Below are 15800 nucleotides of genomic sequence, written 5' to 3' on the forward strand. Positions count from 1 at the left end.
GACTGGCGGAGCACACCGCCGGCCAGCCGAGTGTGGAGCCCGGGGCCCGGCAGCCCTCCGTGGGTTCGGCCGAGGTCGGCTCGGTCGCACTCCGCACCTTCGAAGCACGCCAGAACACAGCACAGGTGACCACGGTGACCGATCACGACGCCGACTTGGCGGCCTACGGCCTGGCCTACGGCGAGTTCGCCTACGGCGCCTACGACGACCCGGACGCCGAGTACGAGCCGGACCCGGAGTACGCCGCCACGCTGGCCCCCGACGCCGCGCGCCAGCGCCGCGAGCGGGTCGGCCCGACCGGCCGTCCGCTGCCGTACTTCCCCATCCCCGCGCCGGTCGCCGAGCACGGCCCCGCCCAGATCATCGCCATGTGCAACCAGAAGGGCGGCGTCGGCAAGACCACGTCGACCATCAACCTGGGTGCGGCGCTGGCCGAGTACGGCCGCCGGGTGCTGCTCGTCGACTTCGACCCGCAGGGCGCGCTCTCGGTCGGACTCGGCGTCAACCCGATGGAACTCGACGTCACCGTCTACAACCTGCTCATGGAGCGGGGCCTGACGGCCGATGAGGTGCTGCTGAAGACGGCCGTCCCGGGCATGGACCTGCTGCCGTCCAACATCGACCTCTCCGCCGCCGAGGTGCAGCTGGTCAGCGAGGTGGCCCGGGAGTCCGCGCTGGCGCGCGCCCTGAAGCCGCTGCTGCCCGACTACGACTACGTCATCATCGACTGCCAGCCCTCGCTGGGCCTGCTGACGGTCAATGCGCTGACGGCCGCTCACAGCGTGATCGTGCCGCTGGAGTGCGAGTTCTTCGCGCTGCGCGGTGTCGCGCTGCTGACCGAGACCATCGAGAAGGTGTGCGAGCGGCTCAACCCCGAGCTGCGCCTGGACGGCATCCTCGCGACCATGTACGACTCGCGCACCGTGCACAGCCGCGAGGTGCTGGCGCGGGTCGTCGAGGCGTTCGGCGAGCACGTCTTCCACACCGTCATCGGGCGGACCGTGCGCTTCCCGGAGACCACCGTCGCCGGCGAGCCCATCACCACGTACGCGACCAACTCGGTCGGTGCCGCCGCCTACCGCCAGCTCGCCAGGGAGGTGCTCGACCGGTGCCGCCCCGCCGAGTGAGTCTCCCGGGTGCCGACGAGCTGTTCCGGACCACCGGCGGGATGGCGCTGTCGCCGTCCCTCGCGCCGCGTCCGGCCGCCGAGGCATCCAGACCGGAGACCGCGCGGACCGTCAACGGCTCGGACGGTGCCGAGGGCGCTCAGGGCGCCGAGTCCGGCCAGGGCGCCCAGGGTGCCCAGGGCGACCGGCAGCTGACGCCGGAGCAGCAGCCCGCCGGCGCCGTGCCGGCGCCCGCGCAGCCGCCCGTCCAGCGGCCGGGCGGGGTGCAGGCCGCGCCCGGTGCGTCGGCGGCCGGGAAGACCGTCCCCGGCGGCCGAGGCGCCGCCGCCGCTCCGGCGGCCCGGACGCACGCGGGCGCCGCCGAGGAGCAGGCCGGTGCCGCCGGGCGCGCCCGGCCGCGTGGCCGCGCGCCGCGCCGGCCCAGCGGACGCGAGCGGCACGACGAGAAGATCACCGTGTACGTGTCCGCCGAGGAGCTCATGGACCTGGAGCACACCCGGCTGGTGCTGCGCGGCGAGCACGGCCTGGCCGTGGACCGGGGCCGGATCGTCCGGGAGGCCATCGCGGTCGTCCTGGCGGACCTGGAGCAGCGCGGTGAGGCCTCGATCCTGGTCCGGCGGTTGCGCGGGCGGTAGGGCTCGGGGCTGGTGGGGCCGGTCGGGTCGGTCGACCGGGCCTCGCGGGACGATGGGCCCGATGGGCCTGGCAGGGCGTCGAGGGGCCGTGGGCCCGGCGTCTGGAGGGCCGCCGCCCGGGCGGGCGGTCGGGTGCCGAGAGGGCGTGAGGCGAGCTCGTCTGAGCTCCTCATGAGGTGAGCTCATGAGGCGAGCTCATGAGGCCGTCGCCCGGGCTGAGTGCCGTTGGCCGCGGCTGAGTGCCGTCGGCTGGGCAGCGAGGGCCATGAGGTGGACTCATGGGGCGGTGGCCTCGGGCTTGAGGACCGTGGGCTGCCGGGCGAGGGCCATGAGGTGAGCTCATGAGGCTGTCCGTCCGGGCTTGGGCGCTGCTGGTCGTGGGCTCCGGGTCATGAGGCGAGCTCGTGACGCCGATGCCCCGGGGCTGAGCACTGTTGGTCGCGGATCGGCGGTCATGAGTTGCGCTCATGAGGTGGCCGACTGCGGGGCGAGGCGTTCTGGCGGGTGCTGGGGGGCCGATCGCCGCTCGGGTGGCGGGCCTGGGGCCGGGCCGCCTTTCGCGGGCCGGGGCGGGCGCCGGAGGGCCGTTTCCGGGGTGCCGGGGCGTTCGCCCGGGGCCCGGCGGGCGGCGTGTCGGGGGGACCCGGGGAGGGGCGGGCGGCCGCGACGGGTGAAGATGGACCGTCATGCCGAGCACCGCCGCATCAGCCGAAACCGCCACGAGCGCGACCGAGGACGGGTCGCGGGGCGGCTTCCGGGTGCGGCTGGACAACTTCGAGGGCCCCTTCGACCTGCTGCTCAGCCTGATCGCCAAGCACCGGATGGACGTCACCGAGGTGGCGCTGGCCACCGTCACGGACGAGTTCATGGCGCACATCCGGGCGATGGGCCCGGACTGGGACCTGGACGCGGCGACCGAGTTCCTGGTGGTGGCGGCCACCCTGCTCGACCTCAAGGCCGCCCGGCTGCTGCCCGCGGCGGAGGTCGAGGACGAGGAGGACCTGGCCCTGCTGGAGGCCCGTGACCTGCTGTTCGCACGGCTGCTGCAGTACCGGGCGTACAAGCGGGCGGCGGCGCTGTTCGGCGAGCGCTGGGCCGCGGAGCTGCTGCGGCGCCCCCGGACCGTCGGGCTGGAGCCGCGGCACGCGGAACTGCTCCCCGAGGTGGTCATCACCATCGGCGCGCAGCGGCTGGCCGAGCTGGCGGCCAAGGCGATGGAGCCCAAGCCGAAGCCCGTGGTGTACGTGGACCACATCCACACCCCGCCGGTCAGCGTGCGGGAGCAGGCCGGGCTGGTGGTCGGGCTGCTCGGTGAGCTGGGCGAGGCGTCCTTCCAGCAGCTGGTGGCGGACGCGCCGGACACCCTGGTGGTGGTGGCCCGCTTCCTGGCGCTGCTGGAGCTGTACCGGGAACGGGTGCTCGCCTTCGAGCAACCGGAGGCGCTGGGTGAGCTGCGGGTGCGCTGGGTGGCCGAGGAGGGCCGGGGCGCGGTCGAGGTGACGGACGAGTTCGACCGGCCGGCGGTCGCGGCGGAGGAGGAACGGCGATGAGCGTCGGGAGCGAGGGCGGCCGGCCGGTGCGGCGCCCGCTGGGGGTGCCGGGGCAGCCGCGGGCCGAGGAGTGGCTGGAGCCGGTCTTCGAGCTGCTGCCGGACCCGGTGGCGTCCGTGGAGGCCCTGGAGCCGGTGGAGGCTCTGGAGACCGCGGAGCCGGTGGCGTCGGCGGCCCCCGTGACGCCGGGCGAGGCGGAGGCCCGGGTGGTGCACCAGAAGTCCGCGCCGCCGGCTTCCGGTAACGCCGGGCTCGCCGACCCCGTGCTGCGGGCCGAGCTGGAGGCGGTCCTGATGGTCGTCGACGAGCCGGTGCCCGAGGAACGGCTGGCCGGGGTCCTGGAGCGGCCCCGGGGCGAGGTGGCCGCGGCACTGCGCGAGCTGTCCCAGGAGTACACCGCGCAGGGCCGCGGTTTCGACCTGCGGCTGGTGGCCGGCGGCTGGCGGTTCTACAGTCGGGACAGCTGTTCCGCGGCCGTCGACCGCTTCCTCCTGGACGGTCAGCAGGCCCGGCTCACCCAGGCCGCGCTGGAGACCCTGGCGGTGGTCGCCTACCGGCAGCCGGTGTCCAGATCGCGGGTTTCCGCCGTCCGTGGTGTGAACTGTGACGGCGTGATGCGTACCCTGGTACAGCGAGGACTGGTGGAAGAGGCCGGATCCGAGCCCGAAACAGGTGCGATCCTGTATCGGACGACGAACTACTTCCTGGAACGGATGGGGCTCCGCGGCCTGGACGAGCTGCCGGAGCTCGCTCCCTTCCTGCCCGAGGTCGACGACGTGGAAGCGGAGTCCCTGGAGGGCACGATGATCGCGGAGGCGGTCGCCGCCGCTGCCGCGCAGGCCGCGGACGGCAGTGGCGAGGCCGGTCGGGCCGGGCCCGATCGGTAGGGGGCGGTGAGGTCGGCCGAAACGACCGCACATCCCAGACGGAACGACGTACGGACACTTTGATGCGTAGCAGTGGCAACGGCAGGAACAGCAGCGGCGGCGGGAGCGGTCGCGGCGGACAGGGCGGGGGCCGGGGCGGCGGCTCCTACGGGGGCGGCGGCGGCCGCGGCGGCTCGGGTGCGCGCGGAGGTTCGTACGGCGGCGGCTCCTACGGGGGCGGCGGCCGCGGCGGCTCGGGTTCGGGCTCGCGCGGCGGCTCCGGCTCGTACGGCCGGGACGGCGGCCGCCGCGACGACCGGCGTGACGACCGTCGGGACGACCGGCGCTACCCGGACCGCCCGCTGCGGCCCGAGGAGCGCAAGTACGACCGCCCCGAGTACGGCGGCGGCCCCAACGCCACCCCCGCCCGCGGCGGCTTCGCCGGCCGGCGCCCCGGTCCGGCCCCGCGTCCGCGCCGTGAGGGCCAGGGCGCCCCGGGCGACCCGCGCCGCCAGCCGCAGCGCTCGCGCGAGCTGCAGGCCAAGATCGAGGACGCCGTCCTCGCCCGGCACGACAAGCCGGCCGTCAAGCTGCCCAAGACCTTCGGCGAGCCCGAGGGCGAGCGCCTGCAGAAGGTGCTGGCGCGGGCCGGGGTCGGCAGCCGCCGGGCCTGCGAGGAGCTGATCGAGCAGGGCCGGGTCGAGGTCAACGGCAAGCGGGTCACCGAGCAGGGCAAGCGGGTCGACCCGCAGAAGGACGAGATCAAGGTGGACGGCCTGACCGTCGCCACCCAGTCCTACCTGTTCTTCGCGCTGAACAAGCCGGCCGGCGTGGTCTCCACCATGGAGGACCCGGACGGGCGCCAGTGCCTGGGCGACTACGTGACCAACCGGGAGACCCGGCTGTTCCACGTCGGCCGCCTGGACACCGAGACCGAGGGCATCATCCTGCTCACCAACCACGGCGAGCTGGCCCACCGCCTCACCCACCCGAAGTACGGCGTGACCAAGACCTACCTGGCCGCCATCCAGGGCCCGATCCCGCGCGACCTGGGCAAGCAGCTGGCCCAGGGCGTGGAGCTGGAGGACGGCTACGCCCGTGCCGACAGCTTCAAGGTCGTCTCCAACGTGGGCAAGAACTACCTGGTCGAGGTGACCCTGCACGAGGGCCGCAAGCACATCGTCCGCCGGATGCTGGCCGAGGTCGGCTTCCCGGTCGAGAAGCTGGTGCGCACCCACTTCGGCCCGATCGCCCTGGGTGACCAGAAGTCGGGCTGGCTGCGCCGCCTGACCAACCCGGAGGTCGGTCAGCTGATGCGCGAGGTCGGCCTGTAGGCCGTCCGCCCGCGCCCGTCGTGGACGTCGCGAAGGGCCCCCAGTCGCCGTGGTGCGACCGGGGGCCCTTGCGCGTGCCCGGGGCGGACGACCGGGTGCGGGCCGACGGGCGCGGGGACCTGGGGGCTCGGGGCCGACGGGTGGGGGGACCTGGGGCCCGGGGCGGGTGTGGCGTGTGAGCCGGGACGCACCCGCTGGTCACGGCCTTGTCAGCGTCATGATCCGTGGCCGAGGATGGCCACCGGGCCACCACCCCGTCGTGTGGCGGGACCGCGCCAGTGCGGGCGCCGGTGGGACGGATCAGGGGCGAACAGGGGGAGACGGCGTCGTGTCCGATGCACCACTGGGGCGGGCCAGCGGACGGGCCCTCGGCACGCTGGGACTGGCCGAGCCGGACGGGCAGGTGTACGCGGCGCTGGTGGCCAATCCGCAGTCCACCGCGGAGGAGCTGGCGGAGAGCTGCGGCCTGACGCTCCAGCAGGGCGTGCGCGCCCTGGACCGGCTGGCGCAGCAGGGCATGGCCACCCGGGCGCCGGTGGACCGCCAGCGCTTCCTGCCGGTGGCCCCGGACGTGGCGATCGGCACCCTGATCGGCCACCGGGAGTCCGAACTGCGGCAGGCCCGGGCCGAGATGCACCGGCTGATGGACGCCTTCCGGGAGGCCTCGCGCTACACCGACCCGGCGCACTCGGTGGAGGTGCTGACCGGCGGCGAGGCGATCGCCCAGCGGCTGGAGCACATCACCGAGACCAGCCAGTACCAGGTGCGCGGCTTCGACCGGCCGCCGTACATCCAGGACCCGGTGGCGCCGCTGCCGCTGCAGCGCCGGCGGCTGCGCGAGGGCCTGAAGTTCCGGACGGTCTACGACCGGGAGGCCGTGGCCTGGCCCGGGCGACTGGAGCGGAACATCCTGGTCGGGGTCGCGGACGGCGAGGAGGCGCGGGTCCGGCCGACCCTGCCGATGAAGATGATCATCTCGGACGACCGGATGGCGATCATCCCGATCAGCGTCGGCGACAGCGTGCTGGACGCCGCGTACGTGATCCACCCCTCGGCCCTGCTCCAGGCGCTGGACACGCTGTTCGAGGCGGAGTGGGAGCGGGCCGTGCAGCTGCAGGCGGCGATCGGCACCGGGGACGCGTCGCCGGAACCGGAGGCCGACCACCGCAAGCTGCTGGGCCTGCTGGCGGCCGGGCTCACCGACGAGTCGATCGCCCGCTCGCTCGGCTGGAGCGCCCGCACCACCCAGCGGCGGCTGCAGAGCCTGATGCGCTCGCTGGGCGCCACCACCCGCTTCCAGGCCGGCATGGCGGCCCGGGAGCGGGGGTGGCTGTAGACCGGACCGGAGACGGGGCCGGGGTTCGGCTCCCGGGCCCGGGGTTCGGCTCCCGGCTCCCGGCTCCCGGGTGACCGGGGGCCGGGGGTCAGCTCCGGCGGGGCGGGTTCAGCTCCAGGGGATGAGGGCGGCCCAGCGGCCGTCCGGTCCCCGTTCGACCTTCTGCAGGCCGACCACGGCGGAGCGGTTCAGTCGGCCGTAGATGTGCGGGAACAGCACGTCGGGGGTGGCGCCGGGTGGCGGAGCGCCGTGCGGGGCCTCCCACTTGACCATCGGCTCCACCAGCGACTCCTCGATCAGCAGCACCATCAGCGGGTCGGGGGTGTCGGCGAAGAAGGCGTTGGCCACCGCGAGCGCCGTCTGCTCGTCCGCCGAGCAGTGGATGAACCCGTCGGTGAGCAGCGAGGCGGTGGCGTACGGGCGGCCGGGGTCGGCCAGCCAGTCGTCCAGGGGGGCGAGGTGGAGGATCATGTTTCCTTTTCTACCCGTTGTCGCCGGGTTTGTTCCTGAGTGGCCGTCACCCGTGGGGCCGTGGCCGTGGCCGCGACCGTGAGCGGCCGGGTGGGGGTCAGAGTCCGGCCACCTTGGCGGAGGCGGAGACCTCGTACACCAGGGTGAGGGTGCGGCGGGCGCCCGGGCCGAGCGGGACGTCCCAGCGGACGATGCCGTCGGCGTCGAAGGCGTCCGGGGCCGGGGAGCACTCCTCCTTGCGCAGCCGGACCTCGACCGCCGACACCTCGGAGACCGGCACCCGTTCGCGCACCGTGACGATCCGCTCGTCGTGCTCCTCCGGGCCGGAGAAGCGGGACAGGTGCAGCCGAACCGTGCGGGTGGTGGTCTGGCGGCCGGTGAGGCCTCCGGTGGCCTGGCGCTCCTCGGTCTCGCGGACCACCCGGTAGCCGTCCGAACTGCCGAAGGAGAGCTCGGTGTCGGCCCCGGCGGCGGTGAAGCGCAGCTGCCCGCGGCCGGTGAAGCCGCTGCCGCGGACCAGCTCGACGGGGCCGGCCAGCAGGGGGTGCCCGGCCGCGTTGCGGAACCGGACCACCTGGGTGACCAGCGGGGACAGCTCCGGGGCGCAGGCGTACTCGCTGCTCGCCGGGGCGGTGAAGGCGCCGAGCGGCACCCGGTGCGCCCGGCCGTCGGAGGGCACCGTGGCGGGGGCCGGGGCGGGCAGCACCCGGACCTCGCCGCCGTCGTCCACGCCCGGGACGCCGGAGGCCGGACCGAGCTCGGTGATCGCCTCCTCGCGCAGCTCGACCTCGACCTTGCGGCGTTCCTCGTCGGTGCGCTCGCGCAGCACCAGGACGTCCTCGGTGACGGCCGGGGGGTCGGTGGCCAGGGCGGAGCGGGCGGTGGAGAAGGTGAGCCGGGCGTCGGTCCAGTCCTCGCCGGTGCGCTGCCAGACCACCGCCTCCGACTCCAGCCGCAGGCTGCCGCCGTCCAGGACCGCTCGGTAGGACGGGCGCCAGAGCGCGCAGGGGACCAGGTGGGAGACGGTCAGTTCGGCCGGTCCGCTCCGCGCCGCCTCGACGGTCAGGTCCAGGTGGGCGGTCAGCTCGGCCGGCTCCTCCTCGGCCTCGTCCAGGGCGATCATGGCCTGCGAGCGTTCCTGCTCCAGGCGGCGCAGCCGGGAGTGGGTGGCGCGCAGCTCCTCGCCGTAGCGCTCGCGTTCGGCGTCCACCCGGTCCAGCTCGCGCGCCCAGCGGGTGCGTTCCAGCTCGCCGACGCCGGCGCCCTCGCCGATCTCGCGCAGCAGGTCGGCGGAGAGCTGGGCGAGCAGGGCCAGCCGGGCCTCCAGGCGGGCGCGGGTCTGGTCGGCCAGACGGCTGTCGGCGTCCAGCCGGTGCAGCCGGTGGCGCAGCTCCGAGTCGTCCGGGCCGGGCGGCAGCGGGGCGCGCGGGGCCCAGCCGCGCACCAGCCGGGCGTCCAGCACGCGGACCCCGGGGGTGGCGGACTCGGCGCGCAGGGTGCGGTCGACGGCGAGGGCGGTGAGCGGTCCGAGGCGCAGTCGCTGGACGCCGGCGGTGAGGGCGACCGCCGTGGTGCGTTCGACCTGACTGCGGTCTTCGAGGCAGGTGACGGCGGTGACGGGGAGGGGACCGGTGGCCGTGGGGGCCGTGGTGGGTGTGTGGGTGGAGGGGAGGGGCCCGGGCGCTGCGGTGGTGTCTCCGGTCATGGTCAGTTCCTCCGGTTTCCGCCGACGATGGCCTTTCCGGCCGGGATCTTGATCAGGTAGCCGCCGTCCAGCTCGGTGCGGCCGCCCGGCGGCAGGTCGACCCGCCAGAGCCGGGTGCTGGGCGGGCAGTCCGGCGTGGAGACGGTCGGGGCGTGCCAGTCGCCCCGCTCCTCGATCCGGATCTCGGCGTCGGAGGTGACCGGTACGCGCTCGCGGACCTCCACCGTGACGGCGCGGCCGAGCCGGTTCGCGAGCCGGACGTGCACCCGGTGGTCGAGCACGGTGCTGTTGCCCTTCAGCATGCCGGTCGTGGACTCGAGCAGCTCGGCGCGGCGCGCCACCTCGATGCTCTCGGTGACGCCGATGCCCAGGCGCCGCGTGCCGCCGGGCGCCAGGGTGGGCAGGGCGGCGGTGAGCAGGAACTCGTCGTCCACGGTGACCTCGACCGGGCCGGCCAGGACGGCGCGGTCGGTGCGGTTGGCCAGCACCAGCGTCGCGTACACCTTCTCCTCGACGGCGGGGACGGTGACGTACTCGGGGCGGACGGTGAGCGGGATCTCGTCCACGGTGACGGTGTGCCAGGTGCCGTCGGACGGGATGTCGGCGGGGGCGGCGGCGTCGAAGCGGTGGTCGAAGGAGCCGGCCGACTCGCGGGGCGGGACGGCGTGGCGGGGGAGGGGGAGGCGGCGGATCTGTTCGCCCGGGTTGCCGCCGGGCAGGGTCCAGTCCAGCTCCTCGCGCTCGATCCGCTCGGGGCGGGGGTGCAGGGTGCCGCGTCGGGTGGTGGGCTCGTCCGGGCCGGCCAGGACGAGGTCGGGGTAGTCGAGCAGGGTGGCGCTGGGGATGCCGTGGATGTCGGGGGTGCCGGGGGTGCCGGCGAGGGCGAAGGCGGGGGCCGGGGGCGGGGCGGCGGGACCGCTGCGGCGGGAGCGCATGGCGTCCGGCCGCGGGGGGCCGCCCGGTGCCTGCGGCAGTGGGGCGGGGGCGGTGGGGGCGACCGCGGGGACGGCCGCGGGGGCGGCGAGTGCGGCCGGTGGGGGGCCGCCGTAGCCGGCGAAGCCGCCCGGACCGGGCGGGGGCGCGGGCATCGCCTCGTCGGCGCTCAGCAGGCCTCCGCCGCCGCCGTACGGGCCGAAGGGTGCGGGCGGGGCGCCCTCCACGGGGGCGAGGGCCTCGGGCCGGGGGCCGGAGGGACGGGCGGCGAGCGGCGCGGCCGGGGCGTCGCGGCGCGCCAGGCGACGGGCCTCCCGACGGGCCTGCCGTCGGTCCTGGCGGCGTGGGGTGGGGGCGTCGGCACCGGCCGCGTCGTAGCCGGTGAAGAGGTCGGACAGCCCGGCCGGGGGTTCGCGCCAGCCGGACGGCGGCGGGGCGGGCTGGCTGCGGCCGATCCGCAGCGAGGCGAGCTTGGGCAGGTCGGTGCGGCGGTCGAGGTCGGCGGTGGACAGCGCGAGGCGCACGCCCGTCCAGTCCTCGCCGGTGCGCTGGGCGACGCTCGCCCGCAGGACGAGGTGGCCGCTGTCGGAGCCGGTGCGGTAGGAGAGGCGGTAGGCGGGCACCCAGCGGGCGGCGGGGACGCCGTACTCCAGTTCCAGCTCCAGCTCGGGGGCCGTGGTGGGGGCGGGGTCGGGGTCGGGGGCTTCGGGGGTGGGGGTTTCGGGGCCGGAGCCGGGGTCGGTGGGGACGGGGTCGGTGGGGACGGGGTCGGTGGGGACGGGGTCGGTGGGGGGCGCGGGCTCGCGCGTGGTGAGGGTGAGCAGGACGGTGGCGGAGGTCGCGACCGGCTCGGCGCGCTCGGCGGTGGACGCCCGCTCCAGCCGGTCGGCCGCCAAGGCGTGCTCGTGGTCGGCGAGTTCGATCTCCCGGTTGAGCTCCTCCGCGCGCTGCTGGAGGCGGCTCAGCCGCTCGTCGACGAACTCGGCGAGCTCCAGCCAGGCGTCGGCGGGCGTGCGGCGCAGCGGCTCCTCCGGGCGCTGCGGGGGCGGTACGGCGCGCAGGGCGGCGGTGTCGGCGATCGCGGCGAGGACCAGTCGGCGGCGCTCGTTGAGCGCGCCGAGGTGTTCCGCCGCCTCGTCCACCTTCCTTCGCAGTTCCGGGACTTCCCGCGGATCGCGGAGTTCGGCGAGCTGCTCCAGCCGGGCCTCGGTGACCGCGGTGCCGGCCGGCCCGGCGAGCACCCGGGCGCGCAGCGAGCGGCCGTCCAGGGCGGTGGGCAGACCGGTCAGCCGCAGCCGCCCGCCGCGCGGGACCGGGACGGTGGCCCGGCGGCGGCACACCGCGCCCTCCGCGTACACCACCACGGAGTCCAGGACCGACGGGTGGGCCGGTACGGCCGGCGGTTCGGTCCGCCCCGTCCGGCCGCTGTGCTGTTCGTCCATGCGCAACCCCTTCGTTCGCGTGTTGCCTGCCGCGTGCCGCTCGTCGTGCGCGCGGGTCGCCCGCTTGCCGTGCGTGCACGTACGTACGGCGGTGTCGGCGGTGTGCTGCCGTGCGCCGCGGAGCGCGGTCGGCCTCCTTGGGCAGGGGGCCTCCGTGCGGGCCGTGCGGCCCGCACGGTCTGTGCGGTTCGTACGGCCCGCACGGGTCGTCCGTCCGGGCGTCTGCCCGTCCACGCCTTCCCCGGTCGGCCAGTCTGCCCGGCTCCGGTGCGGGCGTCGCCGGATTTCCCGGGTGCGGCGTGTGCACGGGTACCCGCACGTGGTGTGTCCACTGGAGGGGACGGGGCCGGGGCCGTCGCGGTTGCCGGTGCCGGGAGCCGCCGGGAACCGCCCTCCTGGTTACCGGGTGGCAGGTGGGGACTTCGGCGTGGCCGATGAGGGAGGATGGGGCGCGGGTGCTCCCGGACGGTCCCGGCACCTGTCGAGATTCGTCATGAGGAGAGCGACCCGCCATGCGCACTGCCGTCGTCGTCGGCACCGGACTGATCGGCACCTCCGCCGCGCTCGCCCTGACCTCCCGGGGTCTGACCGTCCATCTCGAGGACGCCGACCCGGACGCCGCGCGCACCGCCGAGTCCCTCGGCGCGGGTACCACCGACCCGGCCGACGGCCCGGTGGACCTGGCGATCATCGCCGTCCCGCCGGCGCTGGTCGGCAAGGTGCTCGCCGACTGCCAGCGCCGCAACCTGGCGCACTGGTACACCGACGTCGCCAGCGTGAAGGCCGGCCCCGGCAGCGAGATCGCCGCGCTCGGCTGCGACACCGTCCACTACATCGGCAGCCACCCGATGGCCGGCCGCGAGCGCTCCGGTCCGCTGGCCGCGCGCGCCGACATCTTCGAGGGCCGCCCCTGGGTGCTCACTCCGACCGCCGACACCGACACCGACACGCTCAACGCCGGGCTGGAGCTGGTCGCGCTCTGCGGTGCGATGCCGATCGTGATGGACGCCGCCGAGCACGACCGGGCCGTCGCCCTGGTCTCGCACGCCCCGCAGCTGCTGTCCTCGCTGGTCGCGGCCCGGCTGGAGAACGCCGACGAGACGGCCATAAGGCTCTCCGGCCAGGGTGTGCGCGACGTCACCAGGATCGCCGCCTCCAACCCCGGCATGTGGGTCGACATCCTCTCCGCCAACGCGGGCCCGGTCGCCGACATCCTGGAGGAGGTCGCCCTCGACCTCGGCCGGACCGTCACCGCGCTGCGGGCCATGCAGGCGGCCGAGGAGGGCGAGCGGCTTGCCGGCGCGACCGGGATCGAGGCGGTCATGCGGCGCGGCAACACCGGCCAGGCCCGGATTCCCGGCAAGCACGGGGCGCCGCCCACCCGGTACGAGACGGTGTCGGTCGTCCTCGGTGACCAGCCGGGCGAGCTGGGCCGGCTGTTCGGGGAGGTCGGCGACGCCGGGGTCAACATCGAGGACGTCGTCATCGAGCACTCGACCGGGCAGCAGGTCGGCTTCGTCCAGCTGTCGGTGGCGCCGACGGCGGTGAAGCGGCTGGTGAAGGCGCTGCGGGCGAGTGGGTGGAGCGTTCGGGACTGAGGTTCGGGGCTGCGCGTCGGGGCCGGGGTTCGGGGCCGGGGCTGCGCGTCGGGGCCGGGGTTCGGGGCCGGGGTACGGGGTGCGGGGCCCGGTGGGTGTGGGGTGGCCCCGATGGGCGGCGGAGTCCGTGACTGCGGCGGTCCATTAACCTTGAGGGAGACAATCCCCGGCCGTCCGCCTGCGCAGGCTTCGGCTCCCATGCTCAGAGAGAGGTTCGCCCCCGTGGACACTGCCGACCGAGCGCACGCCCCGGTCGTCGTCGCCATCGACGGACCCTCCGGCTCCGGCAAGTCGACCGTCTCGAGGGCGGTCGCCGCCCGGCTGGGCCTGAGCTTCCTGGACACCGGCGCCATGTACCGGGCGATGACCTGGTGGATGCTGGCCAACGAGGTCGACGTCGACGACGCGGAGGCGATCGCCGTCGCGTGCGGCAAGCCGGTGATCGTGTCGGGTACGGACGCCGACGGCCCCACCATCACGGTGGACGGCCAGGACGTCTCCGGTCCGATCCGCGGTCCCGAGGTGACGGCGCAGGTCAGCGCCGTGGCCGCGGTGCCGGCCGTGCGGGCGCGGCTGGTGGAGCTGCAGCGCGGCTGCGCCGAGGTCGCCGAGCGCGGCATCGTCGCCGAGGGCCGGGACATGGGGAGCGTGGTGTTCCCGGACGCCACCCTCAAGGTCTTCCTGACCGCCTCCGAGGGAGCCAGGGCCGCGCGCCGGGCCGCCGAGCTGCGCGCCAAGGGCGTGGACGAGGCGACCATCACCGCGATGGCCGCCGACCTCGCCCGCCGGGACGCCGCCGACTCCTCCCGGGAGACGGCCCCGCTGACCCAGGCCGCGGACGCGGTCCTGGTGGACACCAGCGACCTCACCCTGGAGCAGGTGATCGACCGGATCGCCGCGCTGGTGGAGGAGCGGGCCGGGCTGTCGTCGGTCTGACCGGGGCCTGGTCCGGCCCCGCTCGGCCTGGCCGACCGGCTTGGCGCGGTCGGACCGGCTTGGCACGTCCGACCTGCTCGGCACGTCGGACCTGCTCGGCAGGTCCGACCGGCTTGGTTCGGCCGGACCGGCAGGTGAGGCTGACCCGCGTGGTCGGGAACGACCACCACTGAGTGAACCGTGGGCCGCCGAGGCGCCGCGGAGACAACCATCGCGCTGCCCCGAACGGGGCAGGTACGCACGGCACGCCCCTGGGAAGGGCCGGGCCGGGAAACGGAACAGACGAACATGACCACAGAGCACTCCGCCGCCGATCACGGCGGGCTGGACGCCGCCGACTACGCCGAGTTCATGGCCCTCGCCGCAGAGGAGGGCTTCGACATCGACGGCTTCGACGCCGTCGACGGTGCCGAGCACGTCCGCCTGCCGGTGCTGGCCGTCGTCGGCCGCCCGAACGTCGGCAAGTCGACCCTGGTGAACCGCATCATCGGCCGCCGCGAGGCCGTCGTCGAGGACAAGCCGGGCGTCACCCGCGACCGGGTCACCTACGAGGCCAGCTGGAACGGCCGCCGCTTCAAGGTCGTCGACACCGGCGGCTGGGAGATCGACGTCCTCGGCATCGACGCCATGGTGGCCGCGCAGGCCGAGCTGGGCATCGAGCAGGCCGACGCGGTGCTGTTCGTCGTGGACGCCACGGTCGGCGCCACCGACACCGACGAGGCCCTGATCAAGATCATCCGCCGGGCGGGCAAGCCGACCGTCCTGTGCGCCAACAAGGTCGACGGCCCCTCCACCGAGGCCGAGGCCGCCTACCTGTGGTCGCTGGGCCTGGGTGAGCCGTACCCGGTCTCCGCCCTGCACGGCCGCGGCTCCGGTGACCTGCTGGACGCCGTCATGGCCGCGCTGCCCGAGGCCCCGCCGCAGACCTTCGGTGACGCCGCCCCCGGCGGCCCGCGCCGCATCGCGCTGATCGGCCGGCCCAACGTCGGCAAGTCCAGCCTGCTGAACAAGGTCGCCGGCGAGGAGCGCGTGGTCGTCAACGAGCTGGCCGGCACCACCCGTGACCCGGTCGACGAGATGATCGAACTCGGTGGCAAGACCTGGAAGTTCGTGGACACCGCCGGTATCCGCCGCCGCGTCCACCTGACCGCAGGCGCCGACTTCTACGCCTCGCTGCGCACCGCCGCCGCGCTGGAGAAGGCCGAGGTCGCGGTCGTCCTGATCGACGCCAGCGAGACCCTCGCCGAGCAGGACACCCGGATCATCTCGATGGCCGTCGAGGCCGGGCGCGCCGTCGTCGTCGCCTACAACAAGTGGGACCAGCTGGACGAGGAGCGCCGCTACTACCTGGAGCGCGAGATCGAGCGCGACCTCGTCCAGGTGCAGTGGGCCCCGCGCGTCAACGTCTCGGCCAAGACCGGGCGGCACATGGAGAAGCTCGTCCCGGCGATCGAGACCGCGCTGGAGGGCTGGGAGACCCGCATCCCCACCGCGCGCCTGAACGCCTTCCTCGGCGAGCTGGTGGCCGCGCACCCGCACCCGATCCGTGGTGGCAAGCAGCCGCGCATCCTGTTCGGCACCCAGGCGGGCATCCGTCCGCCGCGGTTCGTGCTCTTCGCCTCGGGCTTCCTGGAGGCCGGCTACCGGCGATTCATCGAGCGCCGGCTGCGTGAGGAGTTCGGGTTCGTGGGGACGCCGATCTCGATCTCGGTGCGTGTCCGGGAGAAGCGCAAGAAGAAGTAGTAGTCGGTAGGCAGGTGGAGGGGCAGGTAGGCGGTCGGCGGAACGGGCCGGCCGACGGCCTGCGACCGGAGGGTCTCGTCACGGTGGTGTGGCGGGGCCCTTCGGTGTTTCCCCGGCTGTTCCG

The 15800-nt window shown here is 75.1% G+C and carries 12 protein-coding genes; 9 read left to right on the top strand and 3 right to left on the bottom strand.

Annotated features, from left to right (window positions below):
- The first annotated feature begins 59 nt into the window (after positions 1–59).
- From ACIRD3_RS00110 to ACIRD3_RS00135, 6 genes are all read left to right on the top strand, one after another.
- Entirely contained in the window at positions 60–1127 is a 1068-nt protein-coding gene (locus tag ACIRD3_RS00110) for a ParA family protein (protein WP_030245868.1), read from the top strand.
- Positions 1124–1762 (top strand): hypothetical protein, encoded by a 639-nt coding sequence (locus tag ACIRD3_RS00115; RefSeq protein WP_402209212.1) that lies wholly within the window; start codon positions 1124–1126, stop codon positions 1760–1762. Before ACIRD3_RS00110 ends, ACIRD3_RS00115 begins: the two co-directional genes overlap by 4 nt.
- A gap of 686 nt (positions 1763–2448) precedes the next feature.
- Entirely contained in the window at positions 2449–3312 is an 864-nt protein-coding gene (locus ACIRD3_RS00120; protein WP_402209214.1) for a segregation and condensation protein A, read from the top strand.
- A gap of 293 nt (positions 3313–3605) precedes the next feature.
- Positions 3606–4199, top strand: a complete 594-nt coding sequence (locus ACIRD3_RS00125; protein WP_402210718.1) for an SMC-Scp complex subunit ScpB — start codon at positions 3606–3608, stop codon at positions 4197–4199.
- Between the two features lie 62 nt (positions 4200–4261).
- Entirely contained in the window at positions 4262–5512 is a 1251-nt protein-coding gene (locus ACIRD3_RS00130; RefSeq protein ID WP_402209216.1) for a pseudouridine synthase, read from the top strand.
- Between the two features lie 328 nt (positions 5513–5840).
- On the top strand, positions 5841–6848 hold the full coding sequence (locus ACIRD3_RS00135; protein ID WP_402209217.1) for a helix-turn-helix domain-containing protein: 1008 nt from the start codon (positions 5841–5843) through the stop codon (positions 6846–6848).
- A gap of 108 nt (positions 6849–6956) precedes the next feature.
- Here the strand turns inward: ACIRD3_RS00135 and ACIRD3_RS00140 are convergent, their stop codons facing one another.
- The 3 genes from ACIRD3_RS00140 to ACIRD3_RS00150 form a co-directional block, all read right to left on the bottom strand.
- Positions 6957–7319: a DUF952 domain-containing protein gene (locus ACIRD3_RS00140; RefSeq protein ID WP_402209219.1), complete on the bottom strand. Its 363-nt coding sequence runs from the start codon at positions 7317–7319 to the stop codon at positions 6957–6959.
- A 97-nt stretch (positions 7320–7416) separates the two neighbouring features.
- Positions 7417–9024, bottom strand: a complete 1608-nt coding sequence (locus ACIRD3_RS00145) for a DUF4139 domain-containing protein (RefSeq protein WP_402209221.1) — start codon at positions 9022–9024, stop codon at positions 7417–7419.
- Between the two features lie 2 nt (positions 9025–9026).
- Positions 9027–11399 (bottom strand): DUF4139 domain-containing protein, encoded by a 2373-nt coding sequence (locus ACIRD3_RS00150; protein WP_402209223.1) that lies wholly within the window; start codon positions 11397–11399, stop codon positions 9027–9029.
- Between the two features lie 512 nt (positions 11400–11911).
- Between ACIRD3_RS00150 and ACIRD3_RS00155 the strand changes: the two genes are divergently transcribed.
- The 3 genes from ACIRD3_RS00155 (at position 11912) to der (ending at position 15676) form a co-directional block, all read left to right on the top strand.
- Complete coding sequence (locus tag ACIRD3_RS00155) at positions 11912–12997, top strand: prephenate dehydrogenase (protein WP_402209225.1); 1086 nt, start codon at positions 11912–11914, stop codon at positions 12995–12997.
- A gap of 222 nt (positions 12998–13219) precedes the next feature.
- Positions 13220–13933, top strand: coding sequence for a (d)CMP kinase (cmk, locus tag ACIRD3_RS00160; protein ID WP_402209227.1), 714 nt, complete (start codon positions 13220–13222; stop codon positions 13931–13933).
- A gap of 288 nt (positions 13934–14221) precedes the next feature.
- Positions 14222–15676 carry a ribosome biogenesis GTPase Der gene (gene der / locus ACIRD3_RS00165; RefSeq protein ID WP_402209228.1) on the top strand — a complete coding sequence of 485 codons (1455 nt, stop codon included), beginning with the start codon at positions 14222–14224 and terminating at the stop codon, positions 15674–15676.
- Positions 15677–15800: the final 124 nt, after the last annotated feature.

Source organism: Kitasatospora sp. NPDC093550, from assembly GCF_044764985.1.
Classification (GTDB): Bacteria; Actinomycetota; Actinomycetes; order Streptomycetales; family Streptomycetaceae; genus Kitasatospora.

What these genes read in the sequence shown, in the direction of transcription:
- ACIRD3_RS00120 (WP_402209214.1), top strand. Translation starts at nt 2,449, where the DNA reads ATGCCGAGCACCGCCGCATCAGCCGAAACCGCCACGAGCGCGACCGAG.
- ACIRD3_RS00125 (WP_402210718.1), top strand. Translation starts at nt 3,606, where the DNA reads ATGGTCGTCGACGAGCCGGTGCCCGAGGAACGGCTGGCCGGGGTCCTG.
- ACIRD3_RS00130 (WP_402209216.1), top strand. Translation starts at nt 4,262, where the DNA reads ATGCGTAGCAGTGGCAACGGCAGGAACAGCAGCGGCGGCGGGAGCGGT.
- ACIRD3_RS00140 (WP_402209219.1), bottom strand. Translation starts at nt 7,319, where the DNA reads ATGATCCTCCACCTCGCCCCCCTGGACGACTGGCTGGCCGACCCCGGC.
- ACIRD3_RS00145 (WP_402209221.1), bottom strand. Translation starts at nt 9,024, where the DNA reads ATGACCGGAGACACCACCGCAGCGCCCGGGCCCCTCCCCTCCACCCAC.
- ACIRD3_RS00150 (WP_402209223.1), bottom strand. Translation starts at nt 11,399, where the DNA reads ATGGACGAACAGCACAGCGGCCGGACGGGGCGGACCGAACCGCCGGCC.
- ACIRD3_RS00155 (WP_402209225.1), top strand. Translation starts at nt 11,912, where the DNA reads ATGCGCACTGCCGTCGTCGTCGGCACCGGACTGATCGGCACCTCCGCC.
- der (WP_402209228.1), top strand. Translation starts at nt 14,222, where the DNA reads ATGACCACAGAGCACTCCGCCGCCGATCACGGCGGGCTGGACGCCGCC.